The 23,347-nt window shown below is 75.5% G+C and carries 23 protein-coding genes; 14 read left to right on the forward strand and 9 right to left on the reverse strand.

Annotation, left to right across the window (positions count from 1 at the left end; all coding sequences use genetic code 11):
- The first annotated feature begins 101 nt into the window (after positions 1-101).
- The 4 genes from GCU56_RS19510 to GCU56_RS19525 are packed head-to-tail and all read left to right on the forward strand — an operon-like array spanning position 102 to position 5,499.
- Positions 102-1,313: an EAL domain-containing protein gene (locus GCU56_RS19510; RefSeq protein WP_163483422.1), complete on the forward strand. Its 1,212-nt coding sequence runs from the start codon at positions 102-104 to the stop codon at positions 1,311-1,313.
- A gap of 55 nt (positions 1,314-1,368) precedes the next feature.
- Positions 1,369-4,044: a hypothetical protein gene (locus tag GCU56_RS19515; protein ID WP_163483423.1), complete on the forward strand. Its 2,676-nt coding sequence runs from the start codon at positions 1,369-1,371 to the stop codon at positions 4,042-4,044.
- Positions 4,034-4,852: an ABC transporter ATP-binding protein gene (locus tag GCU56_RS19520; RefSeq protein ID WP_163483425.1), complete on the forward strand. Its 819-nt coding sequence runs from the start codon at positions 4,034-4,036 to the stop codon at positions 4,850-4,852. Before GCU56_RS19515 ends, GCU56_RS19520 begins: the two co-directional genes overlap by 11 nt.
- Entirely contained in the window at positions 4,849-5,499 is a 651-nt protein-coding gene (locus tag GCU56_RS19525; protein ID WP_163483428.1) for an ATP-binding cassette domain-containing protein, read from the forward strand. The genes GCU56_RS19520 and GCU56_RS19525 overlap by 4 nt, the downstream gene beginning before the upstream one ends.
- A 7-nt stretch (positions 5,500-5,506) precedes the next feature.
- On the opposite strand, the gene GCU56_RS19530 is transcribed toward GCU56_RS19525, so the two are convergent.
- Both GCU56_RS19530 and GCU56_RS19535 read right to left on the reverse strand, forming a co-directional pair.
- Positions 5,507-6,133, reverse strand: a complete 627-nt coding sequence (locus tag GCU56_RS19530; protein ID WP_163483430.1) for a dihydrofolate reductase family protein — start codon at positions 6,131-6,133, stop codon at positions 5,507-5,509.
- A gap of 115 nt (positions 6,134-6,248) precedes the next feature.
- Positions 6,249-8,120 (reverse strand): ABC transporter ATP-binding protein, encoded by a 1,872-nt coding sequence (locus GCU56_RS19535; RefSeq protein WP_345771953.1) that lies wholly within the window; start codon positions 8,118-8,120, stop codon positions 6,249-6,251.
- Between the two features lie 56 nt (positions 8,121-8,176).
- Between GCU56_RS19535 and GCU56_RS19540 the strand changes: the two genes are divergently transcribed.
- Complete coding sequence (locus GCU56_RS19540) at positions 8,177-8,596, forward strand: MarR family winged helix-turn-helix transcriptional regulator (protein ID WP_345771954.1); 420 nt, start codon at positions 8,177-8,179, stop codon at positions 8,594-8,596.
- Between the two features lie 142 nt (positions 8,597-8,738).
- Positions 8,739-9,944: a globin domain-containing protein gene (locus GCU56_RS19545; RefSeq protein ID WP_163483431.1), complete on the forward strand. Its 1,206-nt coding sequence runs from the start codon at positions 8,739-8,741 to the stop codon at positions 9,942-9,944.
- Between the two features lie 72 nt (positions 9,945-10,016).
- On the opposite strand, the gene GCU56_RS19550 is transcribed toward GCU56_RS19545, so the two are convergent.
- Together GCU56_RS19550 and GCU56_RS24845 are read right to left on the reverse strand one after the other, a co-directional pair.
- Positions 10,017-10,523 carry an antibiotic biosynthesis monooxygenase gene (locus GCU56_RS19550; RefSeq protein WP_204332472.1) on the reverse strand — a complete coding sequence of 169 codons (507 nt, stop codon included), beginning with the start codon at positions 10,521-10,523 and terminating at the stop codon, positions 10,017-10,019.
- Positions 10,524-10,526: 3 nt separating this feature from the next.
- On the reverse strand, positions 10,527-11,390 hold the full coding sequence (locus GCU56_RS24845) for a GGDEF domain-containing protein (protein WP_345771955.1): 864 nt from the start codon (positions 11,388-11,390) through the stop codon (positions 10,527-10,529).
- Between the two features lie 114 nt (positions 11,391-11,504).
- On the opposite strand from GCU56_RS24845, the gene GCU56_RS19560 reads away from it, so the two are divergent.
- Complete coding sequence (locus GCU56_RS19560; RefSeq protein ID WP_163483434.1) at positions 11,505-12,605, forward strand: DNA glycosylase AlkZ-like family protein; 1,101 nt, start codon at positions 11,505-11,507, stop codon at positions 12,603-12,605.
- An 18-nt stretch (positions 12,606-12,623) separates the two neighbouring features.
- Here the strand turns inward: GCU56_RS19560 and GCU56_RS19565 are convergent, their stop codons facing one another.
- A complete protein-coding gene (locus GCU56_RS19565) occupies positions 12,624-14,321 on the reverse strand; it encodes a tannase/feruloyl esterase family alpha/beta hydrolase (RefSeq protein ID WP_163483436.1) in 1,698 nt (565 codons plus the stop codon).
- A gap of 154 nt (positions 14,322-14,475) precedes the next feature.
- Here GCU56_RS19565 and GCU56_RS19570 point away from each other — a divergent pair, with 154 nt between their 5' ends.
- The 6 genes from GCU56_RS19570 (at position 14,476) to GCU56_RS23560 (ending at position 20,082) form a co-directional block, all read left to right on the forward strand.
- Positions 14,476-14,916, forward strand: coding sequence for a DUF1707 domain-containing protein (locus GCU56_RS19570; RefSeq protein WP_163483438.1), 441 nt, complete (start codon positions 14,476-14,478; stop codon positions 14,914-14,916).
- Between the two features lie 127 nt (positions 14,917-15,043).
- Positions 15,044-15,220, forward strand: coding sequence for a hypothetical protein (locus tag GCU56_RS19575; protein WP_163483440.1), 177 nt, complete (start codon positions 15,044-15,046; stop codon positions 15,218-15,220).
- Positions 15,221-15,269: 49 nt separating this feature from the next.
- Positions 15,270-17,342 (forward strand): hydantoinase/oxoprolinase family protein, encoded by a 2,073-nt coding sequence (locus tag GCU56_RS19580; protein ID WP_163483441.1) that lies wholly within the window; start codon positions 15,270-15,272, stop codon positions 17,340-17,342.
- Complete coding sequence (locus GCU56_RS19585) at positions 17,339-19,246, forward strand: hydantoinase B/oxoprolinase family protein (RefSeq protein WP_163483442.1); 1,908 nt, start codon at positions 17,339-17,341, stop codon at positions 19,244-19,246. Before GCU56_RS19580 ends, GCU56_RS19585 begins: the two co-directional genes overlap by 4 nt.
- Before the next feature lie 8 nt (positions 19,247-19,254).
- Entirely contained in the window at positions 19,255-19,929 is a 675-nt protein-coding gene (locus GCU56_RS19590) for a DNA alkylation repair protein (protein ID WP_239522568.1), read from the forward strand.
- Positions 19,930-19,941: 12 nt separating this feature from the next.
- Positions 19,942-20,082, forward strand: coding sequence for a hypothetical protein (locus GCU56_RS23560; protein WP_204332473.1), 141 nt, complete (start codon positions 19,942-19,944; stop codon positions 20,080-20,082).
- Between the two features lie 27 nt (positions 20,083-20,109).
- On the opposite strand, the gene GCU56_RS19595 is transcribed toward GCU56_RS23560, so the two are convergent.
- Together GCU56_RS19595 and GCU56_RS19600 are read right to left on the reverse strand one after the other, a co-directional pair.
- Positions 20,110-20,301, reverse strand: coding sequence for a hypothetical protein (locus tag GCU56_RS19595; RefSeq protein WP_163483445.1), 192 nt, complete (start codon positions 20,299-20,301; stop codon positions 20,110-20,112).
- Between the two features lie 7 nt (positions 20,302-20,308).
- Positions 20,309-20,788, reverse strand: coding sequence for a J-domain-containing protein (locus GCU56_RS19600; protein WP_163483446.1), 480 nt, complete (start codon positions 20,786-20,788; stop codon positions 20,309-20,311).
- A 161-nt stretch (positions 20,789-20,949) separates the two neighbouring features.
- On the opposite strand from GCU56_RS19600, the gene GCU56_RS19605 reads away from it, so the two are divergent.
- A complete protein-coding gene (locus GCU56_RS19605) occupies positions 20,950-21,960 on the forward strand; it encodes an ATP-dependent DNA ligase (protein WP_163483448.1) in 1,011 nt (336 codons plus the stop codon).
- On the opposite strand, the gene GCU56_RS19610 is transcribed toward GCU56_RS19605, so the two are convergent.
- On the reverse strand, positions 21,961-22,473 hold the full coding sequence (locus GCU56_RS19610) for a MarR family transcriptional regulator (RefSeq protein WP_163483449.1): 513 nt from the start codon (positions 22,471-22,473) through the stop codon (positions 21,961-21,963). It abuts the gene before it with no gap.
- Positions 22,470-23,300: an NmrA family NAD(P)-binding protein gene (locus GCU56_RS19615; protein ID WP_163483450.1), complete on the reverse strand. Its 831-nt coding sequence runs from the start codon at positions 23,298-23,300 to the stop codon at positions 22,470-22,472. The genes GCU56_RS19610 and GCU56_RS19615 overlap by 4 nt, the downstream gene beginning before the upstream one ends.
- Between the last annotated feature and the right edge of the window lie 47 nt (positions 23,301-23,347).

The raw sequence follows: 23,347 nt of genomic DNA on the forward strand, positions 1-23,347 counted from the left end.
TGCGCAACCGGTCGCGGGCTCGCAGCCTTCCCCGAAAGGGGGGTCCGCGCTCCAGCTCCGCGCCCGGCCGGCCGATCTGCTCGAGGACGAGAGGAGCCGGGGTGTCCCGAGAGCGTTCGGCCGCCGAGCAGCAGATCGCCGACCTGCTGCGGACGGCGAGGAGGTCGCTGCACCTGAGCGTGGCCTTCCTCAGCCGCATGGACGGCACCACCCAGCACCTCGAGGTCGTGGACACCCGCGTGCCGGTGCTGGTGCAGGAGGGCGCCCAGGTCCGCCAGGACACCTCGTTCTGCCAGGCGATCCTCGACGGCCGGCTGCCGACGGTCATCGAGGACGTGCGCCGGCACCCGCTGGCGATGTCCCTGCCGGCGGCCCGGATCCCGCGGATCCGCAGTTACGTGTCCACTCCGGTCCGGCTGTCGGACGGCAGCCTCTACGGCACCTTCTGCGCCTTCGGCTTCACCTCGGACAAGCAGCTGGGCCCGCGCGACGAGGCCCTCATGCAGGTGCTCGCGTCCGCCGCCGCCGTGGTCATCGAGCCCGAGGTCCGCAGCCAGCAGCGGCGCGTCGCGATCGGGGACCGGCTCGGCCCGGTGATCGAGGACGGCGGCCCGGCGGTCGTCGTGCAGCCCATCGTCGACCTGGCCTCCGGTGCTCGCGTCGGCGTCGAGGCGCTCAGCCGCTTCCCGGCCGCGTGGGGCCTGCCACCCGACGAGGTCTTCGCCGAGGCACACAGCATCGGGCTGGGGCACCGGCTGGAGCTGCTGGCGCTCCAGCGCGCCGCGGCGCACCTGGACCGCCTCGGCGGCTACGTCGCCATGAACGTCTCCCCGGCGACCCTGCTGACCCCCGAGTTCGGCGTCCTGCTCGCCGGCCTGCCACTGCCGCGGGTGCTGCTCGAGCTGTCCGAGCACGACGCGGTGCAGGACTACGACGCGCTGGCCGCCGTCCTCGACCCGCTGCGCGCGCGGGGCCTCCGGCTCGCGATCGACGACGTCGGCGCCGGCTTCTCCTCGCTCCGGCACATCGTGGTCACCGCACCCGACGTCATCAAGATCGACCGCAGCGTCGTGACCGGCCTGGGCACCGACCCGGTGCTCAGCACGCTGGTGCGGTCGCTGGTCACCTTCGGGCACGGCTGCGGCGCGACCGTGGTCGCCGAGGGGGTGGAGACGGCGGCGGACGCCGTCGCCCTGCACGCCGCCGGCGTGGACCTCGGCCAGGGCTGGTTCTTCGGCCGGCCGGGCCCGCCCGAGGCGCTCGCTCCCCCGGCCCTCGCGCCCCGGGTCGCCGTCGGCGCGCGTACCGGCTGATCAGGCCAGCGCGGCGCGGGCACCCGGCTCCGCCCGGGACCGCTACCGTCGCCGCGTGCGTGCGCCCCAGCCCGCCCGCCGGCTGCTGCGGCGCCTCCGAGCCGCGCTCCTGCCCGCTCCCGGGCAGGCGCTGGTCCTCGCCCTGCTCGCCGTCGTCCTCGGCGCCGCCCTGGTCTCCGCCCCGCTCATGGTCGGCTCCGCCGAGGCGGGGGTGTGGGAGGAGGAGCGGGCCCGCCAGCCCGCGAGCACGGTCGGCATCGTCCTCACCTCCTCGACCCTCCCCGGCGCCGACGTCCCGGAGCCCGGCCGGATCGGCCGGTCCACCGCGTTCGACGCGGCCGTCACCGCGGCGCTGGCCGACCTCGGCCTGGGCCGTCCGGTGTCGAGCACGCGGCTGCGCGACCCGCTGGTCGTCGAGACCGCCGACGTCCCGCTGACCAGCCAGCTGCTGTCGGTCACCGGGATGGCCGGTCAGGTGGAGGTGACCGCCGGCCGGATGACCGACGACGGGGTGCTCGTCCCACAGCGCCTCGCGGACGCCACGGGGATCGGACCCGGTCAGTCGCTCCCCACCCGGTCGGTGGCGACCGGCGCGGAGGTGGTCCTCCCGGTCGCCGGCGTGTACGTCGAGCCGACGGTGCCGCTCCCCCCGTACTGGGAACCGTTCAGCGGCCTGCTCCGCCCCCGCTTCGATCCCGACCGGGCGTCGACGGTGCTGCCCGCGCCGGTGGTGCTGGCTCCGCCCGCGCTGGCGGTCCGCCTGGCCCAGGCAGCGGACGCGGACCTCTTCCTGCAGTGGTCCCTCGGCCTGGGCCCCGAGGCCACCGTGGACCAGGCGCGGGCGGTGGCCGACCGGGTGGAGCGCCTGGAGGTGGCCATGGCCGACCCGGGCTCGGCGGTCACCGCCGCCGTCACGGCCGACGGCTATCCCCGGCCGGTGCCGCAGACCCGCCTGCCCGACGTCCTGACGACCGTCGACCGCACCGTCGCCCTGCTGGCCCCACCGGTCGAGGCCGCCGGGACCGGCGGCGGAGCGGCCGCGGTGGCGCTGATCGGCGCCTGGGCCGCCCAGCGGGTCCGCCGCCGCGGTGCGGAGGCCCGCGCGCTGGTCGCCCGAGGGATGTCGCCGGCCCGGGGCGCTCTCTCCGCGACGGCGGAGGCGGCGCTGCCCGTGGTGCTCGGCGGGGTGGCCGGCGCCCTCCTGGCCTGGGTGCTGGTCCGCGTCCTCGGCCCTTCCGCGGACCTCCCGGCCGACGTGGCACCACGGGCGCTCGCCCTGCTCGGTGCCGGGGTCGCGGTGGCGGTCGTGGTCGTCGCCGTGGTCACGGCCACCCTGCTGGTCCGGCTCGACCGGGCCGGCGGACCGGTGCACCGGTCCCGGGTCCGCATCCCCTGGCTGGCGATCACCGCCGCGGTCACCGTCGTCGTCGGCATCCCGGTGGTCCGGGGGACGGCGGACAGCGGCGACGTCCTCCCGCTGGCCGCCCCGCTGCTGGTCACCGTGGTCGCGGCCGGAGTGCTGTCGGCCGCGCTGCCCCGGTTCGGCTCGGGTGCCCGGGGCGGCCTGCGCCGCCTGCCGCCCTCGCTGTTCCTCGCGCTCTCCCGCGTGCTGGCCGGCCGGGGAGCGGCCCGCCTCGTCGTCGTCACCACGGCGCTGTCCCTGGGGCTGGTCGTCTACGCCGGGGTGCTCGCCGACTCCACCGACCGGACGACGGCCGCCAAGGCGTCGGTGGCCGCCGGCGCGGACGTGGTCGCGCCGCTGGTCCGGCGCACCGGCGAGCCCGGCCCGCTGCCGGCGGGAGCCACCGTGGTGGGCGTCGAGTCGGGGGTCACCGTCGCTCCCGGGGACGTCCGTGCCAACGCCCTGCTGGTCCGCCCCGACGAGCTGGCCGGGGTGGCGGCTCCGCTCGACCCGCTCGCCGGCCCGCCGCTGGCCGACCTCATGGCCACGCTGGCGGGCTACGACGGCGACCGCGTGCCGGCCGTCGTCGTCGGCGCTGCGTCCCTGACGGAGAGGGAGCTGACGGTCCGCTTCGCCCGCGCCTACTCGCTGCCCCTGGAGGTCGTCGCCCGCGTCGACGCGTTCCCGGGGCAGCGCTCGCGCGAGGCACTGCTGGTCACCGACGGCGACCGGTACAGCGCGGCGCTGGAGGCGGCGGGCCAGGACCCGGCGCTGCTGCTCGAGCAGGAGGTGTGGGCCACCGGCGAGCCGGAGCAGGTGCTCGCGGCGCTGACCGCGGCCGGCTGGTCCTACAACCCCGACCAGGTCACCACGTCGGCCGCGGTCACCGGCCTCCCGGAGCTGCGCGCCCAGTCGTGGTCCTTCGGCTACCTGCGCGCCGTCTCGCTGGCCGCCGGCGTGCTCGGGGTGCTCGGCGTCGCGGTGCACGCGCTCACCCAGCAGCACCGCCGGACCGCCGCCGACCTGGTCCTCGCCCGCATGGGCCTCCACCGGCGGTCCGCCGTCGCCGCCAGCGGCCTGGAGACGGGCCTGCTCACCGCGCTCGGCGCCGCCGTCGCCGTGGTCGTGGCGCTGCCGGCCTCGGCTCTGGTGCTCCGGGTGCTCGACCCCGCGCCGGACCTCCCGCCGGGCCCGCTGTTCGCCGCCCCGGTGAGCAGCATCGGCGCGCTGCTGGCCGGCGCGCTGCTGGTGCCGGTCCTCACCGTCGCACTGACCGGTCGCGCCGTCCGCCGGCGCAGCGGAGGGCAGGTGATGCGCGATGCGGCATGACCTGCCGCCCGCCGCCGCCTGCTCGGGGCTGGTCCGCATCTACTGGTCACCCAGCGGGGAGGTGCACGCGCTCAAGGGCGTCGACGCCGTCCTCCCGGCCGGCCGGCTGACCGCGATCACCGGGCCGTCCGGCTCGGGCAAGAGCTCGCTGCTGCGCATCCTGGCCGCGCAGGACCCACCGACGGCCGGTCGCGCGGAGGTCGCCGGGCAGTCGCTCGCCGGGCTGTCGGTCCGCGGGCGCCGGGCGCTGCGCCGCCGGTCGATCGGCTACGTCTTCCCCCGGCCACCGGACAACCTGCTGCCGCACCTCACCGCGCGCGAGCACCTCGCGGCCGCCGCCCGGATGCGCGGGACCGACGGCCGGGACGCGGCCGACCTGCTGGACCTGCTCGGCATCGCCCACCGCGCCGACCACCGGCCCGGGCAGCTCTCCGGCGGGGAGCAGCAGCGGCTCGCCTTCGCCCAGGCCGTGGTCGGGCGGCCGCCGCTGGTGGTGGCCGACGAGCCGACCAGCGAGCTGGACACCGCCACGACGGTCGACCTGCTCGACGCCGTCGCCGCGCTCACCGCCACCGGCACCACGGTCGTGGTGGCCACGCACGACCCGCTGGCCGCCGGTGCCGCCGACCAGGTGATCCACCTGCGCTCCGGCGCGGTGTCGCACGAGGAGGTCGGCGGCCGTCGGCTGGCCGTCGTCGACGGCGAGGGCCGGGTCCAGCTGCCCGAGGCGGTGCTGGCCCGCTTCCCCGCGCGGCGGGTGCTGATCGACGTGACCGACGACGGCGTCGTCCTGCGGCCGCCCTCGTGAGCGCGCTGCGGGCGAGCGACCTGCACAAGACCCACCGCCGCGGTTCCGAGCAGGTGCACGCGCTGCGCGGGGTCAGCATCGAGGTCCACCCCGGCGAGGTCGTGGCGCTGCTCGGCCGGTCGGGGTCGGGCAAGACGACCCTGCTCAACTGCCTGCTCGGCTGGGAGACGCCCGACCGCGGCACGGTCGAGGTCCCCGGAGCGGCCGGCCCCTCGGCCGCGTCGTGGCGCGAGCTCGCCGTCGTCCCGCAGCGCTTCGCCCTGGTGGAGGAGTTGAGCCTCGCCGACAACGTGGCCCTGCCCGCCCGGCTGGCCGGGCTGCCCGACCCCCTCGGCGCCGCCCGTGCCTGCCTCGACGAGCTGCGGCTCGGCCCGCTGGCGGACCGGCTGCCCGACGAGGTCTCCCTCGGCGAGCAGCAGCGGGTCACGATCGCCCGGGCGATGGTGGTCCGGCCGGCGTTCCTGGTCGCCGACGAGCCCACCGGGCGGCTGGACGACGAGCTGTCGGGCCGGGTGCTCGCCGTGCTGCGGGAGGCCGCCGCCCGGGACGGCGCCGGGGTGCTCGTGGCCGGGCACGACCCGCTCGTCCTGGACCTCGCCGACCGCGTGGTGCGCCTGGAGGACGGCCGGGTCGCGGAGGTCCCCTGACCGGCGGTCAGCTCCGGACCGCGACCTCCATCTCCCCCGTCGCCACGTCCCCGGCCCGCCGGTAGGACAGCAGCAGAACGCCGGTCGGCGTCACCTGGGAGTCCGTCAGCTGCCAGCCGCCGGGGGTGATCCCGTCCCCGAACAGCCGCTTGCCCGGCCCGAGCACGACCGGGGCGAGGACCAGCCGGAGCTCGTCGACGAGGTCCTCGCGCAGCAGCGTCTGGCAGAGCCCGGGTGACCCGTGCACCTGCAGCTCGCCGCCGTCCTGCGCCCGCAGGGCCCGCACCGCCTCCACGACGTCGCCGGCCACGAGGCGGGCGCCGCTCCAGCCGACGTCGGTCAGCGAACGGGAGGCGACGTGCTTGGTCCTCGTGTTCAGGGCGGTGGCGATGGGGTCGCCCTCCTCGGGCGCGTGCGGCCAGGACCCGGCGAAGATCTCGTAGGTCCCGCGACCCAGGAGGAAGTCCTCGGCGCGGGAGACCCAGTCGACCATCCGGGCACCCAGCGTCTCGTCGAAGAAGGGCACCAGCCAGCCGCCCGAGGTGAAGCCGCCGGAGCGGTCCTCCTCCGGCCCGCCGGGCGCCTGCACGACGCCGTCCAGGCTGGTGAACTCGGTGACGACGAGTGACCGCACTGCTGCCTCCTCCCGGCCCGCGGGGAGCGGGACGACACCTCCCTGAGACGGCCGGGCGCGGCAGTTCTCATCGGCGGCCGCCGCACGGTCGGAGCCGGGACGTCGCCCCTCGCGCTCAGGCGGCCAGGACGACGTCCCGCTCCCCGGCGGCGACCAGCGCGGCGTAGCGGCCACCGCGGGCGACGAGCTCGTCGTGCGCGCCGGTCTCCACGACCCGCCCCCCGGCGAGGACGGCGATGCGGTCGGCGCCGCGCACGGTCGAGAGCCGGTGCGCGATGGTGATCGTCGTCCGGCCCCGGCTGACCTCGTCCAGCGCGGCCTGCACCGCCCGCTCGGTCCCGGTGTCCAGGGCGCTGGTCGCCTCGTCGAGCACCAGCACCCGCGGGTCCCGCAGCAGCGTGCGCGCGATGGCCAGCCGCTGCTTCTCCCCGCCGGAGAACCGGTGCCCGCGCGCGCCGACGACGGTGTCGTAGCCGTCGGGCAGCGCGGCGACGACCTCGTGCACCTGCGCGCGGCGGGCGGCCTCCTCGATCTCGGCGTCCGTGGCGCCGGGCCGGGCGTGCCGCAGGTTCTCGCGGACCGTCGTGTGCAGCAGGTAGGTCTCCTGCGAGACGACGCCCACGACGCCGGCCACCGTGGCCAGGGAGAGGTCGCGCAGGTCCACGCCGTCGATCGTCACCCGCCCGGCGGTCGGGTCGGCCAGCCGGGCGACCAGCGAGGCCAGCGTGCTCTTGCCCGAGCCGGTCTCGCCGACCAGCGCGAGGGTCGAGCCGGCCGGGATGGTGAGGTCGACGCCGGCCAGCGCGGGGCGGTGGCCCTCCGGATAGGTGAACGACACGCCCTCCAGGCGGACCTCGCCGCGCACCCGCGCGGGGTCCAGCGGGACCGGCGTCACCGGGTCGTCGATCTCCACCGGCAGGTCGAGGTACTCGAAGACACGGCTGAACAGGGCCATCGAGGCGGTGACGGTGACGCCGACGTCGAGCAGCCCCATGAGCGGCCGGAACAGCCACCCCTGCAGGCCGGTGAAGGCCACCAGGGTGCCGATCGTCATGCCGCCGGAGGTCGCCGGCAGCCCGGCGGCCAGGTAGATGAGCGCGGGGATGGCGGCGAAGACGATGCTCATCGTGGCCATCCGCCACCGCCCGGCCAGCTGGGAGCGGACCTCCAGGCCGACCAGGTCGGCCGAGGTGTCGGCGAAGCGCTGGGACTGCACGGGACCGGCGCCGAGGGTCTTGCCGAGCAGGACGCCGCTGATGCTGAGCCCCTCCTCCACCTGGGCGTGCAGCTCGGCCAGCGAGCGCTGCCGCTGGGCGGTCACCGCCCGTCGCATGCGGGCGACCTTGCGGGTGAGCAGCACCGCGGGCGGGAGGACCAGCAGGGACAGCAGCGACAGCCGCCAGGACAGCGCCACCATGGCGACCACCGTGCCGATCACGGTGGTGGCGTTGGAGGCCAGCGACGTCGCCGTCGAGGTGACCACCGACTGCATGCCGCCGATGTCGTGGGTCAGCCGGGACTGCACCTCCCCGCCGCGGGTGCGGGTGAAGAAGCCCAGCGACTGCCGCTGCAGGTGGCTGAACACCGCGGTGCGCAGCCCGTGCATGACGCGCTGCCCCACGGTCGTCGACAGCCAGGTCTGCACCACGCCCAGGACGGCGGTGGTGCCGGCGACGGCGACCATGCCGGCGACCGTCCAGGCCAGCAGGGTCACGTCCTGCCGGGGGATCGCCTCGTCGATGACCTGGCGGACGAGGAACGGCGTGGCCAGCGCGACGACGGAGCTGACCACGATGAGCGCCATGACCGTGGCGACCTGCCAGCGGTAGGGCGCGAACAGCGCGGCGACCCGGCGCAACGGCACGGGGGCGCGCTCGAGCTGGGCGCGGTCCGCGGCGTCGACGGTGCGCCCCGAACGCCCGCCACCTCCACCGCCGCCGGCACCACCGGGTTCGGACATCGAGTAGACGACGATCACCTCCTGCACAATGCTGCGGTTACCTCACCATGTGGTAACCGCAGTACCAGTAGTACCATTCCTCCGTGCCGGACGACGACGCGGAGCTGCTCGGTGAGCTGCTCATGCGGGTGGCCCGTACCCAGCGGCGGCGGTGGCGCGACGCCCTGGCCCCGTGGGACCTCTCCCCCCACCAGGCGCGCGCGCTGCGTGTCGTCGGCGCGCGGGAGGGGACCCGCCTGTCCGACCTCGCCGAGGCGCTGCACATCGCGCCCCGCTCGGCGACCGAGGTCGCCGACGCGCTGCAGGCCCGCGGGCTGGTCGAGCGCAGCGCCGACCCCACCGACCGGCGGGCCGTCGTGCTGACGACGACCGCCGCCGGCCGGCGGGTGCTGCAGGAGGCGGCCGCAGCGCGGTCCGCGGACTCCCGGGACCTGTTCACCCGGCTGGACCCCACCGATCGGGCGACGCTCGCGCGGCTGCTGCGGACCCTCAGCGACGACTGACCCGCCGGCTCACCCGTTGCGCCGCCGCCCGGCCCCGTCCCGGTGATCCGTGCGCGGATCCATGCGTACCCACCCGTGGTCCGGGCTAGGGATGCTCCGGTGTGACGGTCCCGTCACGGAGCCCAGGGGGAAGGAACCCGCCGTGCTGTCGGAGAAGTCCAAGCCGGTCATAGAGGCCACCCTGCCGGTGGTCGGGGAGCACATCGGCACGATCGCCGAACGCTTCTACCAGCACCTGTTCGGGGAGCACCCCGAGCTGCTCGACGGCATCTTCAACCGGGGCAACCAGACCGAGGGCACCCAGCAGCAGGCGCTGGCCGGCTCGGTCGCGATGTTCGCCAGCGCGCTGGTCAACCACCCGGAGCACCTGCCCGAGCACCTGCTCTCGCGGATCGCGCACAAGCACGCGTCGCTGGGGATCACCGCCGCCCAGTACCAGGTGGTGCACGACCACCTCTTCTGGGCGATCGTCGACGTCCTCGGCGACGCCGTCACGCCGGAGGTGGCTGCCGCGTGGGACGAGGTCTACTGGCTGATGGCGAACGCGCTGATCAACCAGGAGCGCGGCCTCTACAGCGCCCGCGGCGTCCGCCCGGAGACCGTCTGGCGGGACTGGGAGGTCGTGGAGAAGCGCCGCGACACCGAGGACGTCGTCGTCTTCACCGTCAAGCGCATCGACGACCGGCTGGTGAAGACCTCGCTGCCCGGCCAGTACGTCACCGTCCGGGTGTCGATGCCCGACGACGTCCGGCAGCCGCGTCAGTACAGCCTCACCCGCGCCGACGACGGCGAGCACCGCTCCTTCGCGGTCAAGCGGGTCCGGGGTGACGGCAAGCCGGACGGCGAGGTGTCGAACCTGCTGCACGACCGGGTCGACGTCGGCGACACCGTCACCATGTCGCTGCCCTTCGGTGACGTCGTCCTCGACGACTCCCGGCCGGCGGTGTTCGCCAGCGCCGGCATCGGCATCACCCCGATGGCGGGGATGATCTCCCACCTGGTGACGGCCGGCTCACACCTCGACGTCACCCTCCTGCACGCCGACTCCGACGAGGCGTCGTGGGCGCTGCGCCAGCAGGTGGTCGACGACGTCCGGTCGCTGGCCGACGGGGACCTGCACGTCTGGTTCGAGAAGGGCGCCGAGTGCAGCCTGCCGGTCGACAGCGTGCACGAGGGCGTCATGGACCTGTCGGAGGTCGACCTGCCCGACAACGCCGTGTACTACCTGTGCGGTCCGCTGCCGTTCATGAAGGCCGTCCGCTCGGCGCTGCTCGACCGGGGCGTGTCCACCCGCGACATCCAGTACGAGGTGTTCGGCCCCGACCTCTGGCAGGCCGACGCCGACTGAGAGAGGGCCGATTGCGCCCGGAACCACCCTCCCCGACCCCGCGAGGGGTGGTTTCGGGCGCAACCGCCCGGGTCAGCCGGCGAAGGTGAGGCCGGCCTCCGCCAGCGCCTCCCGCAGCCGGGTCACCGCCTTGGGGCCCACGCCGTGCCAGGAGAGCAGCTCCCGCTCGGTCAGTGCGGCGACGTCCCGCAGGTCGCGGACACCCTTGCCGAGCAGGGCGCTGGCGGCCGGTGACCCGATGGACGGCGGGAGCGCCAGCGGCGGGCCGTCGTGCGCCCGGACGACGTCGTACTCGGTGACGTCGGCGGCGAGCAGCACGGCGGTCTGCGCGTCGTCCGGGCCCGAGCCGCGGAACGCCTCGAGCTCGGCGCGGCCGCGCCAGCGCTCGAGGACGGTGATGCGACCGTCCTCCACGAGGTCCGGGCCGATGGCGAACTCCAGGCAGCCGGGGGCGGCGCGGGCCTGCTCGACGACGGCTCGGCAGCCGTCGAGGTAGGCCTCCCGGTCCTCCGGTGCCACGGTCAGGGTGCCCGCCACGATGATCACGACGTACCGACCGCGCGGCCGGGCCGAACTCATCGCCTACTCGCCGCGGAGCCGCCGCCGCCGGTGCGTCTTGGCGCCGTACATGGCCCGGTCCGCGCGGGCGACCAGCTCGTCGGCCAGCTCGCCCGGCCGGCCGACGGCGACACCGACGCTCACCCCCACCGCCAGCGGACCGCAGGGCGACGCGAAGGGCTCGGCGACCGCGGCCGACGCCAGCGCGGCCAGGGCGGCCACCCGGTCGGGGTCGGGCCGGGGCACCAGGAGCACGAACTCGTCGCCGCCGAAGCGGGCCACGAGCTCGCCGGGCCCGAGCAGCCCGGAGAGCCGGGTGGCCACCGCGCGGAGCAGCCAGTCGCCGGCGCCGTGGCCGTGCTCGTCGTTGACCACCTTGAAGCCGTCGAGGTCGCAGAAGGCCAGCGCACACCCCTGACCGGTGCCCCCGTCGAGGTGCCGGCGCAGGGCGTCGAACAGGGCGCCGCGGTGCGGGATGCCGGTCAGCCGGTCGGTCTCCGCACGCTGGTGCAGCCGCGCCTCGTGCTGCCTCTGGTCGGTGACGTCGATGCCCACGCAGGCGACGGCGTAGGGGCGCCCCGCGCAGTCGAGGAGCACGTCGTTGTGCATCGCCACCCGCCGCCGCCCGCCGTCACCGGTCAGCCAGTCGGCCTCCTGGGGATGGGCCTGGCCGGTGGCGATCGAGCGGGCGACGGCGTCCCGGGCCAGCTCGGCGTGCTCGGGAGCGACCCAGACCTGCCAGAACAGCGCGCCGACGAGCTCCTCGGCCGGCCGGCCGGTGAACCGCTGCAGCGCGGGGTTGGCCAGCAGGATCCGGCCGTCGGCGGCCACGACGCACAGCAGGGCACCGGTGGCGGCCACGAACTCCGCGGCGAGAGACGGTTGCACGGCCCGCCTCCTCCGGCCGCGGCCCCCCGCCACGGCACTCCGGCGATCAGACCACGACTGGGCCCGCGGGACAACGACCGACCGACCGTCGTCCCCCGCCACTACCGTGCCCGCGTGGCAACGACCCTGGAGCGGCGGCAGGTGCTCGACCTGCGGGTGGCCGCGCAGCAGCTCGACCGCACCGCCGGCACACCGGCCGACACCGCCGTCCTCGACCTCGGCGTGCAGGACACCGGTCCGGACGGCGGTCTCTGGGCGCTCGTGCTGCGCGGGGTGGACGTCGCCGCTCTCCCCGGTGACGCGCTGGCCACCGTCTGGACCATCCGGGGCGCGCCGCACCTGTACCGCCGGTCCGACCTGCCCGGCGTGCTCGCCGCCACCGCACCGTTCTCCGAGGCCGACGCGGCCAAGCGGATCTACGACGCGGCCGGGCCGCTGAAGGCCGCCGGCATCGGCACCGTCGAGGCGCTGGACACCATCGCCGCCACGATGCGCTCGCTGGTGACCGCCCCCATGGCCAAGGGCGAGGTCTCCGGCCGGTTGACCGAACTGCTGGACCCGGTGCACGTGCGGCACTGCACCCCGTGCGACGCCACGCACCCGTGGGAGATGCCGTTCCGGCTGGCCGCCCTGCGCGCCGGCCTGGAACTGCAGGCGGGCACGTCGCCACCGGTCCTGCAGCCGGTCCCCGGCCTCGCCCCGGCCGACACGGTGCCCGAGCGGCTCGACGTCGTCCGCGGCTACCTGCGGCTGCTCGGACCCGCCACGCCCCGGCACGTCGCCGGCTACCTCGACGCGCCGCTGGCGGACGTGCGCGCCCACTGGCCCGACGACGCGGTCGAGGTGTCGGTGGACGGCGAGCGCCGCTGGCTGCTCGCCGCGGACGCCGACCGGCTCGACGGCCTGCCCACCGCGGCGGGCGTCGGCCTGCTCGGCCCCTTCGACCTCCTGCTGCAGGCCCGCGACCGGGAGCTGCTCGTCCCCGACCGGGACCTCGCGAAGACGCTGTGGCCCACCCTGGGCCGCCCCGGCGGCCTGCTCGTCGACGGAGAGGTCGCCGGCACCTGGCGGGCGAAGAAGTCCGGTGCCCGCGTGACCGTCTCGGTCCGGCTGTGGCGGGCACCGACGCCGGCGCTGCGGGAACGCATCACCGCGCAGGCCGAGCGGCTGGCCGCCTTCCGGGGCCTCGGCCTGGCCGGGGTCGCCCTCGACTGAGCGTCCCCGGCCGGCCGGTCAGCGGTGGTGCCCGTGCGAACCGGTGCAGCGGTAGCTGGCCGCCTCCTCCACGGGGCCGCCGCGGTAGCGGGGCCACTCCGGGTACTGGCAGGCGGGCAGCGTCCGGGCGACGGTCCCCACCGTGCCGCTCTGGACGACCCGCCGGGGCGCCTCGCCGTCCTCCACCCAGGTCTCGAGCAGGCTCACCCAGTCGACCAGCGACGGCGCACCCTGGCCGCCGTGGTCGGCGCCGGGCGAGACGTAGAGCCGCGCGAAGTCGGCGGTCCTCCGGCGGCCGAGCTCGTCGACGACGGACTCGAAGTAGCGGGCGCCGGCGAAGCCGCTCTGCGCGTAGTCGCCGAAGTGCTCCTGCATGATCAGCTTCCCGCCGCGGGCGCGGAACGCCGACAGGTCCGGATCGGTCGAGTCGACGATCTCCGACACCTCACGGATGCGCTCACGCCACCGCGGGTCGTCCGGGTCGAAGGTGCGGGTGTCCAGGTCGGGGTCCTGGGCGATCGCGTAGCGCACCCACTGGGCGCCGAAGTTGGCGACCGCGCTGGTGCCGGGGAACGGTGCCCCGCCGGGCTGCACGGCACCCGGTGCCTGTGTCTCGGGCAGCGGCGCCGCGCCGGTGATCCAGAACGGCCAGGACAGCGCCTCGTGGCCGGCCGGCCACCCTGGGTAGGACCGGACGCCGTTGGCCAGGTGGACGTCGAGCTCCAGGTCGGACCGGACGGTGCGCACCAGGTCCACCTGCGCCGCGGACAGGCAGGTGTCGCTGGTGGCGGGGTCGACGTCGGGCGGGCAGAGCAGCTGCGCCGGGTCGGGGTCGCAGTCGGGGTACCGGGCGATCAGTCCGTCCTGCACGCCGTCACGCGGGTCGCAGGCGGCGAACGTGGCGTCGGTGAGCGTCTGGATCTCCGCGGCGTTCATCCAGCCGCCGGCGGCCACGGCCGCGCCGACCCGGTTGCCCGCCAGCTGCAGTGCGGTGAACGGCACCACCGGCACCCGGCTGAGGACACCGTCGTAGTCGTCGGGGAACCGCTGCGCGACGGTGAGCCCCTCCCGGCCGCCCTGGGAGCTGCCGACGAAGTAGGTGTGGTGCGGGTCGGTGCCGTACCGCGCGCGGATGAGCGCACCGGCGACGTCCCGGGTCTTCTTCAGCGCGGCGTAGCCGAAGTTGACCAGCGCCTCCTCGTTGAGCGCGAAGGTGGCGTTCCCCCCGGTGTGCCCGGAGTCGCTGGCGAAGGTGGCGTAGCCGCGGGCCAGCGGGGGTGGCGTGTCCGGGGGAGCCGACGGCGCGTTCCCGGTCGCCTCCGGGACGACGCCGTTGTAGCCGCCGCCGCCGAAGTGCATCCCGCGGCCGTTCCAGTCCGTGGGCAGGTTGACGCGGGCGGAGACGTCCGGGGCGTCGGGGTCCACGCGGCGGATGGTGAACCGGACGTCGCAGTACTCCGGCAGTGGCGCCGCGGCCGGCACCACGGTGGCCGAGTCGACCACCGCGCCCGACGTCGGCAGCCCGATCGCGTCGGCGGGGACCTCGGTGCCCACCAGGTCCGCGCAGCCGGTGGGCGTCGTGGCGGCAGCCGCGGTCGGCGCCAGGGTGGCCGCGGTGACGGCTCCGGTGGCCAGGGCGAGGGCCGCCGTCCCCCAGCGGCGGCGGGGGCGGACCGCCGTCCGGCTCGTCCCTGCGGTGCGGGCCTCGGTCGTCATGGGCTGCGCTCCTCGTCCGCGGGGGCCCTCGTCGGCACCCGGCGGCCAGGCTATGGCGGGGGTCACACCGGCGCGCGTCGAGGGGAGGTGTGGGTCCTGGCCGCTCGCCGCGGCGCACCCCCCTCCCGACGGCCCGCGGTGCGACGATCCAGCAGTGACCGATGCCGTGCGCCCCGACGACATGCGGGTGTCCGACGCCGAGCGGGCGGTCGTGCAGGAACGGCTGCGCCGGGCGGTCGGCGAGGGCCAGCTGGACCTGCACGAGTTCGACACCCGGGTGCAGACCGTCTGGGCCGCGAAGACCCGCGGCGAGCTGGTGCGGGTGACCGCCGACCTGCCGCAGCCCCCGCCTCCGCCGCCGCCCCCCGCTCCGTGGGAGGTCTACGCCCGCGACGACGCCGGCACGGCCATGCGGGTGCTGACCATCATCTGGGCCTGCGCCGTGGCGATCAACCTCGTCGTCTGGGGCACCGTCTCACTGGCCACCGGCCAGTTCGTCCACCCCTGGTGGTTGTACGTCGCCGGTCCGCCGGGCGCCGTCCTGGCCGTCCTCTACGCCTTCGGCATCGGCCGGCCGCCGTCCCGCGGGCGCTGAGCGCTGCCGCGACCTCGGGGGGATCGGTCCCGGCGCGACAGCGACCGGGGAGCGGGGCCATGCTGTCGGCGCACGGCCCTCCGCAGGCCGTGCCGCCCGTCCCGCCCCGCCGACCCGAGGAGTGGCCATGACCGGCCCCGACGACGCCTTCCTGGCCCCCGACGACGCGCTGCGGGACGGGGTGGAGGACACCGTGCCCGGCGGGGACGAGGACGTCGAGCGCCCGGCCGTCGCCCCCGGACAGGACGACGTCGACCACGACGGGCCCACCGGCTCGGCGGCCGGCGGGGTCGAGCCCGCCTGACCGCGCCGCGGCTTCCCGAGCGGATACCTCAGCACTAAGGTATCCGCTCATGAGCGCGCGCCGGGTCCGGATCGGCATCGACACCGGGGGGACGTTCACCGACGTCGTCGCGGTGGACGAGCAGACCGGGCAGACCACCACCACCAAGACGCCGTCCACCCCGGCCGACCCGGCCGAGGGCTTCCTCACCGGCGTCCGCAAGGTGCTCGGCCTCCTGGACCTCCCCGGCGAGGCGGTCACCGCCGTCAGCCACGGGACCACGGTCGCGACCAACCAGTTGCTCGAGGGCAAGCTCGACCGCATCGGCTTCGTCACCACCGAGGGCTACGAGTCGGTGCTCGAGATCGCCCGGCAGTCGGTGCCCGACGGCTACGGCAACAGCTACTTCTGGGTCAAGCCGCCGCGGATCGTGCCGGCCGACCTGGTGCGCACCGTGCGCGGACGGCTCGACCACCACGGCGCGGAGGTCCGCCCCTTCGACGAGGACGACGCCCGCGCGGCCGCCCGCTTCTTCCGCGAGGCGGGCATCTCGACGATCGGCGTCTGCTTCCTGCACGCCTACGCCGACGACGCCCACGAGCGCCGGATGCTCGCGGTGCTCCGCGAGGAGCACCCCGGCGCCGTGGTGAGCATCAGCTCGGAGGTGCTGCGCGAGTACCGCGAGTACGAGCGGTCGGTCACCACGCTGGTCGACGCCGCGGTGAAGCCGAAGGTCGCCGCCTACGTCACCAACATCCGCACCCGGCTCGACGAGATCGCCCCCGGTGTGCCGTTCTACGTGATGAAGAGCAACGGTGGCGTCCTCTCGGCCGGCGAGGTCGTGCACCAGCCGATCACCACGATGCTGTCCGGGCCGGCCGCCGGAGCCCTGGGCGCCGCGCTGATCGCCGGGACCGCCGGGTTCGACCGGGTGCTCACCTGCGACGGCGGCGGCACCTCCACCGACGTCACCGTGGTCATCGACGGCGAGCCGGCGCTCACCACCGAGGGCTCGGTCGGCGACTACCCGAGCAAGATCCCGATGATCGACGTCGTCACCGTCGGCGCCGGTGGCGGCTCGATCGCCTGGCTCTCCCCCGAGGGCACGCTCAAGGTCGGCCCCCAGTCGGCCGGCGCCGATCCGGGTCCCATCTGCTACCCGGACGGCGGCGACCAGCCCACCGTCACCGACGCCCACGTCGTCCTCGGCCGGATCCCCCCGCACCTGCTGGGTGGTGAGATCCCGCTGTCGGCCGACGCCGCACGGGAGGGTCTGCAGCAGCTCGGCGCGAAGCTCGACATGGACCTCGAGCGCACCGCGAGCGGGATCCTGGAGATCTCCGCCTGGAACCAGGCCAACGCGCTGCGCCAGGTCACCGTCGCCAAGGGCCTCGACGTCCGCGACTTCACGCTCACGACCTTCGGCGGCTCCGGCTCGCTGCTGGCCTGCCGGCTGATGGACATCCTCAACCTGCCCCGCACGCTGGTGCCGCCGAACCCGGGCAACGTCAGCGCGTTCGGACTGCTCACCGTCGACGTCCGCAACGACTACGTGCAGACCGTCGTCTCCAAGCACGTCGACCTGGACCTGGCGCGGGTGCGGTCGGTGTTCGCCGACCTCGAGGGCCAGGCCCAGACGGCGCTGGACGGCGAGGGCTTCGCCCGCGACCAGCAGCGCATGCAGCGGACGGCGGACCTGCGCTACGTGGGTCAGGCCTTCGAGGTGCGGGTGCCGGTGCCCGACGGCCAACTGGACGCCGAGGGCTCAGAAGCGGTTGCCCAGGCCTTCCACGCCGCGCACCGGCAGCTCTACGGCTACGACTTCGCCACCGACCCGCGCCAGGCGGTCGAGTGGGTGAACCTCCGGGTGAGCGGGATCGGGCCGATCCGCCGTCCCGACGTCGTGGAGCTGCCCGGGCGCGAGGGCGGGACGGACCGGGCCGTCACGGGTTCGCGTCGCGTGTTCTTCGACGACTGGGTGGACACGCCCACCTACGACCGGCCCCGCCTGGCGCCCGGCGACGTGGTCAGCGGCCCGGCGATCATCGAGGAGTTCGGCTCCACCGTCCCGGTGCACCCCGGCTTCGCGGTCACCGTCGACACCCACGGGAACCTGCTGCTCACCAAGGAGGACGCGCGATGACCGCCGTTCAGGGCCGGAGTGGCCACTTCGGCCCGTCGAACGGCACGGTGGACGCCGACCCGGTGCTCGTCGAGATCGTCGCGGGCACGCTCGCCGCGATCGAGAAGGAGGTCGAGACCTCCATCGGCCGCACCTCGCGGTCGCCGATGATCCGCGACGCGCACGACTTCCGCGCCGGCATCCACGACCGGCAGCTGCGCAAGCTCACCGGCCGCTCGTACTCGGCGCTCGTGCACCCGGTGGTGCGCGACTACCCGATCGAGACGATGAACGTCGGCGACGTCTACTTCCACAACGACGTCTACCTGTCCGAAGGCGGCATCGGCCACCTGCCCGACCTGTGCGTGACGGTGCCGGTGTTCGCGGCGAGCGCCGAGACCGGCGAGCCCAAGGTCGTCGCCTTCATCCAGGCCTTCGGTCACCACGACGACATCGGCGGCGCCGTCCCCGGGTCCATGCCGAGCGCGGCGACCAGCGTGTACGAGGAGGGCCTGATGGTCCCCCCCATCAAGCTGTGGGACCGCGGCGTGCCGAACGAGAGCGCGCTGAAGATCATGACCCGCAACTCGCGGATGCCCGACTCGCTGGCCGCGGACCTGGACGCCGAGTGCTCCGCCTGCCTCGCGGGTGCGCGCCGGCTGGGCGAGCTCTTCGACCGGTACGGCGTCGCCGCGGTCGAGGCCTGTTTCGAGGCGATCCTGTCCAACTCCACCGAGGTCTACCGGCGCGAGATCCTGAGCCAGATCCCCGACGGCAGCTACGTCTGGGAGGACTACGCCGAGCACGACGGCGTCGAGGAGCCGCAGCTGCACCGCCAGCGGATCACGCTGACCATGGACTCCTCGAAGGACGTCCCCCTGGTCATCGACTTCACGGGCACCGGTCCGCAGGCGAAGGGACCCATCAACCACTGCGGCGACTACGCCGACGGGAACTTCCTCAAGAAGTGGCTGGCGCCGATCCTGCGCAACCTGGCCGAGACGCCGGAGCGCATGGCCCAGCTCGACGTCAACGAGGGCGTCGTCCCGCTGATCGAGATGCGGTTCCCCGAGAAGGGCACCCTGCTGACCCCGGTCTTCCCGGCGCCCACGAACGCCCGGACGTTCGTGATCCTCCGGCTGCTGGGCGTCCTGGCCGGTGTGCTGGCCAAGGCCACCGGCGGCCGGATGCCCGCGGACCAGGAGACGATCCGCTACACCGGCGTCTACGGGACCGACGCCGACGGCGAGCCGTACCTGATGCGGGAGGTGCTCGGCGGCGGCTCGGGCGGGCGGTACTACGCCGACGGCGAGGACACCATCCACGTCGTCCCGGACTCCCGGAACCTGCCGACGGAGTTCACCGAGTCGCGCTTCCCGCTGCGGGTCGAGCGGCTCGGCCTCGCGATGGACTCCGGCGGCGCCGGGCGCCATCGCGGGGGCTGCGGCTACGAGAAGCACATCCGGGTGCTGCGCGACGCGCACTTCATGTCGATCGCCGACCGCTCGATCCTCGCCTGCTGGGGCGTCAAGGGCGGCAAGGCCGGCAAGCCGTTCCAGATCACCGTCGACCCCGGCGGCCCGGACGAGCACGAGGTCGACGCCCTGGCCGACGCCGAGCCGCTGAGGGCCGGCACCGTCGTGCGCATCCGGACGACGGGCGGCGGAGGCTGGGGCGACCCGCTGGACCGCCCCGTCGAGGAGGTGCTGCGCGACATCGCCTGGCGCAAGGTGTCGGTCGCCGGCGCCCGCGAGGACTACGGCGTGGTCGTCCGGGACGACGGCACGGCGGACGAGGTGGCGACCGAGCAGCTGCGCCAGCGGCTCCGCGACGCCCGCACGGGCGAGGAGCCGTTCTTCGACCGCGGCCCCGGCTACGCGACGCTGTCCGGCGGGGCGGCGTTCAACGAGTTCGACGTGGTCTGATGGCCGGCATGACACTCGCCGGGCCCACGGTGGACGAGGTGATGGCCGAGCTGGCCGCGCTCGAGGACCCGAGGGCACGCGAGGTCAACGAGCGGCACGGTGACGACCACGGGGTGAACCTCGGTCAGCTCCGCGCGATCGCCAAGCGGCTGAAGACGCAGCAGGACCTCGCCCGCCGGCTCTGGGACACCGGTGACACCGCGGCCAGGCTGCTCGCGCTGCTGATCTGCCGCCCGAAGGCGTTCGAGCGCGACGAGCTGGACGCCATGCTGCGGGAGGCACGCACGCCCAAGGTGCACGACTGGCTCGTGAACTACGTGGTGAAGAGGAACCCGCACGCCGACGAGCTCCGCGTGGCCTGGACCGCCGACCCGGACCCGGTGGTCGCGAGCGCCGGCTGGGCGCTGACCACCGAGCGCGTCGCGAAGGACCCCGAGGGCCTCGACCTCGCCGGCCTGCTCGACGTCATCGAGGCCGAGATGAGCGACGCCCCGGACCGCCTGCAGTGGGCGATGAACCACTGCCTGGCCCAGATCGGCATCGAGCACGCCGGGCACCGCGCCCGCGCGATCGAGATCGGCGAGCGCCTCCGGGTGCTCGAGGACCACCCGACCCCGCCCAACTGCACGTCCCCGTTCGCGCCCGTCTGGATCACCGAGATGGTGCGCCGCCGGAACGCGTAGGAAGCTCGGGGCATGACCGAACCGCAGCAGGACAGCCCGCCCGAGGACCAGCAGGAGCCGAACAACCTGCGCCCGGGCCAGTACGACGAGGGCGGCCACGGGGGCATGGCCACCCGCGAGCTGGAGGCGCGCCAGCAGTCCGGGGACGACTGAGCCCCCCGGCGCCGCACGCGCCCCCGGTCAGGTCGGCTCGACCCGCCACTCCCCGACCGCGCGGTACGCGCTGTCGTAGAGCTCCTGGCGCGCACCGGCCTCCAGGGGTACCTGCGTCATGCTGCCACCCCAGTAGCGCAGGATCCGGCCCAGCTCCGCGGCCCGGTCGGCACCGGCCAGGGCGCCGGCGTCCAGGTCGACCTCCAGCACGAATCGCATGCCGTGATCATCCACCGCGGCGCCACCAGCGACCGCGGGACGGCGGCGCTGCGGGCGGCTCCACGACGGGGGCCGGCGGCGGCCGCGTGACCCGCCAGTGCTCGACCAGCGCGTCGACGTCGGCCAGGCCCGGCACCGGCGCCCAGCGGCTCTCCTGCGGACGACGCCAGAAGGCCTCGACCCGGGCGTTGTAGTCCTCCGCCAGGGCACGGACGGCGGCCTCCGACTCCAGCACCGCCGCCCGGGACGGCAGCTCGTCCCGCTCCCGCCGCAGCGCCAGGCCGGGCGGCAGCATCGCGCCGGTGTCCACGCCCTCGCGGCGCGCCTTGGCCACCGCCCAGTCGTAGGCCGTCTCCTCCCGGGCCGGACGCGGGAGTGGCTGCCCCGCGCCGGCCAGGTCGTCGAAGTCGCCCCGGGCCTGGGCGCGACCGATCTGCATCTCCACCCAGCTGCCGAACGACATCCCCGGTGGCTTGCGCTCCGTCATCTCCTCCAGGGTGACACCGGTGACCCGATCGTGACTTGACCCCGGGGCCGGGGACGTGCCCCCGCCCGGCGTCCTCGCGGAGCGTGGCGACCTGCCACGAAAGGGTGAAGCGGCAGCTCAGCCGCCTGCGCGGAGGGCGGCGACCCCGCAGGCTGTCCGGCGTGCCGCTGTCCGTACCCGGGTTGCCCGACGTGCCGCCCGAGCTGGCCGGGCCGGTCGCGGTGGCGCTGGCCAAGCCGGTGCGCGACCTGCCACGGCCCGACGCGCTGCCCGGCGGCGTCCTCTACGAGCCCAAGTGGGACGGCTACCGGCTGGTCGTCGTCCGCACCGGGAGCAGCACCCGGGTCTGGTCCAAGCAGGGCCGCGACCTCAGCGCCCGGTTCCCCGACGTCGTCGCCGCCGCGCTCGCCCAGGTGCCCGCCGGCACGGTGGTCGACGGCGAGGTCGTCGTCTGGAACGGCGCACGGCTGGACTTCGGGCTGCTGCAGCGGCGCATGGTCACCGCCCCCGGCCGGCTGGGGCCGCTGGTCGCCGCCTCGCCGGCGTCCTACGTGGCCTTCGACCTGCTCGCGCTGGGGGGCCGGGACCTGCGCGGCCGCCCCCTGCGGGAGCGGCGGGCCGCCCTCGCCGAGCTGGCCGGCCGCTGGGCCCCGCCGATGCAGCTCTCGCCCGCGACCACCGACCCGGCGGAGGCCCGGCAGTGGTCCACCGACTACCGGCCCGCGGGCGTCGAGGGGCTGGTCGCCAAGGGCGCCGGCACCCGGTACGCGCCGGGTCGCCGGGAGTGGGTGAAGGTCAAGTCGTGGGAGACCACCGAGGTGGTCGCCGGCGGCGTCATCGGCCCGATCGAGCGGCCCGGCCAGCTCGTGGCCGGGCGCTACCGGGACGGCGAGCTGGTGGTCGTGGGGCGCAGCAGCCCGCTGTCCCCGGCGCAGTCCGCGGAACTGGCCGCCGTCCTGCGCCCCGCTCCGGCCGACCACCCGTGGCCCGACCGGATCGGCACCGGCCGCTTCGGCGGCGGCCGGCTCTCGGTGTCCCTGACCCGGGTGGCGCCCGAGGTCGTCGTCGAGGTCAGCGCGGACGCCGCCCTGCAGGCCGGCGTGTTCCGGCATCCGCTGCGCTACGTGCGGATCCGCCCGGACCTCGAGCCCGGCGACGTCCCCGGGATCTGATCAGGGTTCCTGCGGCACCCGGCCCAGGGCGACCAGCAGCCGGCGCAGCAGGTCGGCGAGCCGGTCCCTGTCCGCGCCGGGCAGCGCCTCGAGCAGCCGCCGCTCGGTCTCCAGGTGGTCGGGGAGGGCTGCGTCGAGGGCCGCGCGGCCCGACGGGGTCAGCGTGACGACCACCGCCCGCCCGTCGGCCTCGCTGCGCGTCCGGGTGATCAGCCCCTTCTCCTCCAGCCGGTCCAGCCGCTGGGTGATGGCGCCGGAGGTGACCAGGGCCGTGCGCATGAGAGCCGTCGGGGTGAGCTGGTAGGGCGCCCCGGCCCGGCGGAGCGCGGCCAGCACGTCGAAGGACGGCGCGTCCAGACCGTGCCGGGCGAAGGTCTCCCGCTGGGCGAGGTGGACCTCGCGCTGCAGCTGGGTGATCCGGCCGATGACCCCCATGGGGCTGCAGTCCAGGTCGGGCCGCTCACGGGCCCACTGCGCCAGGATCAGGTCGACGGCGTCCTCCGGCGCCGTCACGGGAGCTCCAGCCCGGCGAGGTGCTCGGGGTACCCCCGCGGCGGCCGGCCGAGCAGCGCGGTGAGCACCCGCGGGCTCCCGGCGAACCCGTGCGCCCGGTAGTGGTCGAACATCAGCCGGCGGCAGCGGGCGGCGTACGAGGCCGGCACCTCCCCGCGCGGCAGGACGTCCTCGGCGGTCACGTCCCGCCCCAGCCGCGCCCCGATCAGCTCGGCCAGCCGGGGCGCGGACAGCGGCTCGGGCCCGGCCGCCTCGAAGGTGCCGCCGTCCAGGCCGTCCTCGGTGAGCAGCACCGCGGCGGCCTCGGCGACGTCGGCCAGGTCGACCAGGGACTGACCGGTGCGCAGGCCCCACGGGCTGCGCAGCCGGCCGGTCGCCGCGACGTCGGCGAGCTGGTCGTCGAGGTTCTGCGCGTACGCGCACGGCTGCAGCACCCGCCAGGCCAGGCCCGCTGCGTCGAGGGCCTCCTCGGCACGGTCCTTGGCCGCGTGGTGGGGCATGGCGCGGGCCTGCGGCCGCAGCACCGAGTGGTAGACCACCCGCGGTACGCCCGCCCGGCGTGCCTCGCCGAACAGCGCCCGCGCGCCGTCGGCCTCGTCGGGGTCGAAGTTCGGCCAGATCAGGTACAGCGCGTCGGCGCCGGTCAGCACGTCGGACCAGGGCAGCGGTTGGGTCAGCTCGGCGACGGCCACCTCGGCGCCCAGCGCGACCAGCTCCGGCCGCGGCTCCCGCCGGGAGACGACCGCTCGCACCGTCTCGCCGCGACTCCGCAGGGCGCGGACCACGGCGGTGCCGGTCTGCCCCGCCGCCGCCGTCACCACGATCACCCGGTTACCTCAGCAGTGAGGTAACCGGCCGTCAAGGAGTGCGTACC

Source organism: Geodermatophilus sabuli (assembly GCF_010686765.1).
GTDB classification, from domain to species: Bacteria; Actinomycetota; Actinomycetes; order Mycobacteriales; family Geodermatophilaceae; genus Geodermatophilus; species Geodermatophilus sabuli_A.

Coding starts and splice junctions, on each gene's coding strand:
- GCU56_RS19590 (WP_239522568.1), top strand. CDS start 19,255: ATGACACTCGCCGGGCCCACGGTGGACGAGGTGATGGCCGAGCTGGCC.
- GCU56_RS19520 (WP_163483425.1), top strand. CDS start 4,034: ATGCGGCATGACCTGCCGCCCGCCGCCGCCTGCTCGGGGCTGGTCCGC.
- GCU56_RS19600 (WP_163483446.1), bottom strand. CDS start 20,788: ATGACGGAGCGCAAGCCACCGGGGATGTCGTTCGGCAGCTGGGTGGAG.
- GCU56_RS19565 (WP_163483436.1), bottom strand. CDS start 14,321: ATGACGACCGAGGCCCGCACCGCAGGGACGAGCCGGACGGCGGTCCGC.
- GCU56_RS23560 (WP_204332473.1), top strand. CDS start 19,942: ATGACCGAACCGCAGCAGGACAGCCCGCCCGAGGACCAGCAGGAGCCG.
- GCU56_RS19575 (WP_163483440.1), top strand. CDS start 15,044: ATGACCGGCCCCGACGACGCCTTCCTGGCCCCCGACGACGCGCTGCGG.
- GCU56_RS19585 (WP_163483442.1), top strand. CDS start 17,339: ATGACCGCCGTTCAGGGCCGGAGTGGCCACTTCGGCCCGTCGAACGGC.
- GCU56_RS19595 (WP_163483445.1), bottom strand. CDS start 20,301: ATGCGATTCGTGCTGGAGGTCGACCTGGACGCCGGCGCCCTGGCCGGT.
- GCU56_RS19550 (WP_204332472.1), bottom strand. CDS start 10,523: ATGAGTTCGGCCCGGCCGCGCGGTCGGTACGTCGTGATCATCGTGGCG.
- GCU56_RS19580 (WP_163483441.1), top strand. CDS start 15,270: ATGAGCGCGCGCCGGGTCCGGATCGGCATCGACACCGGGGGGACGTTC.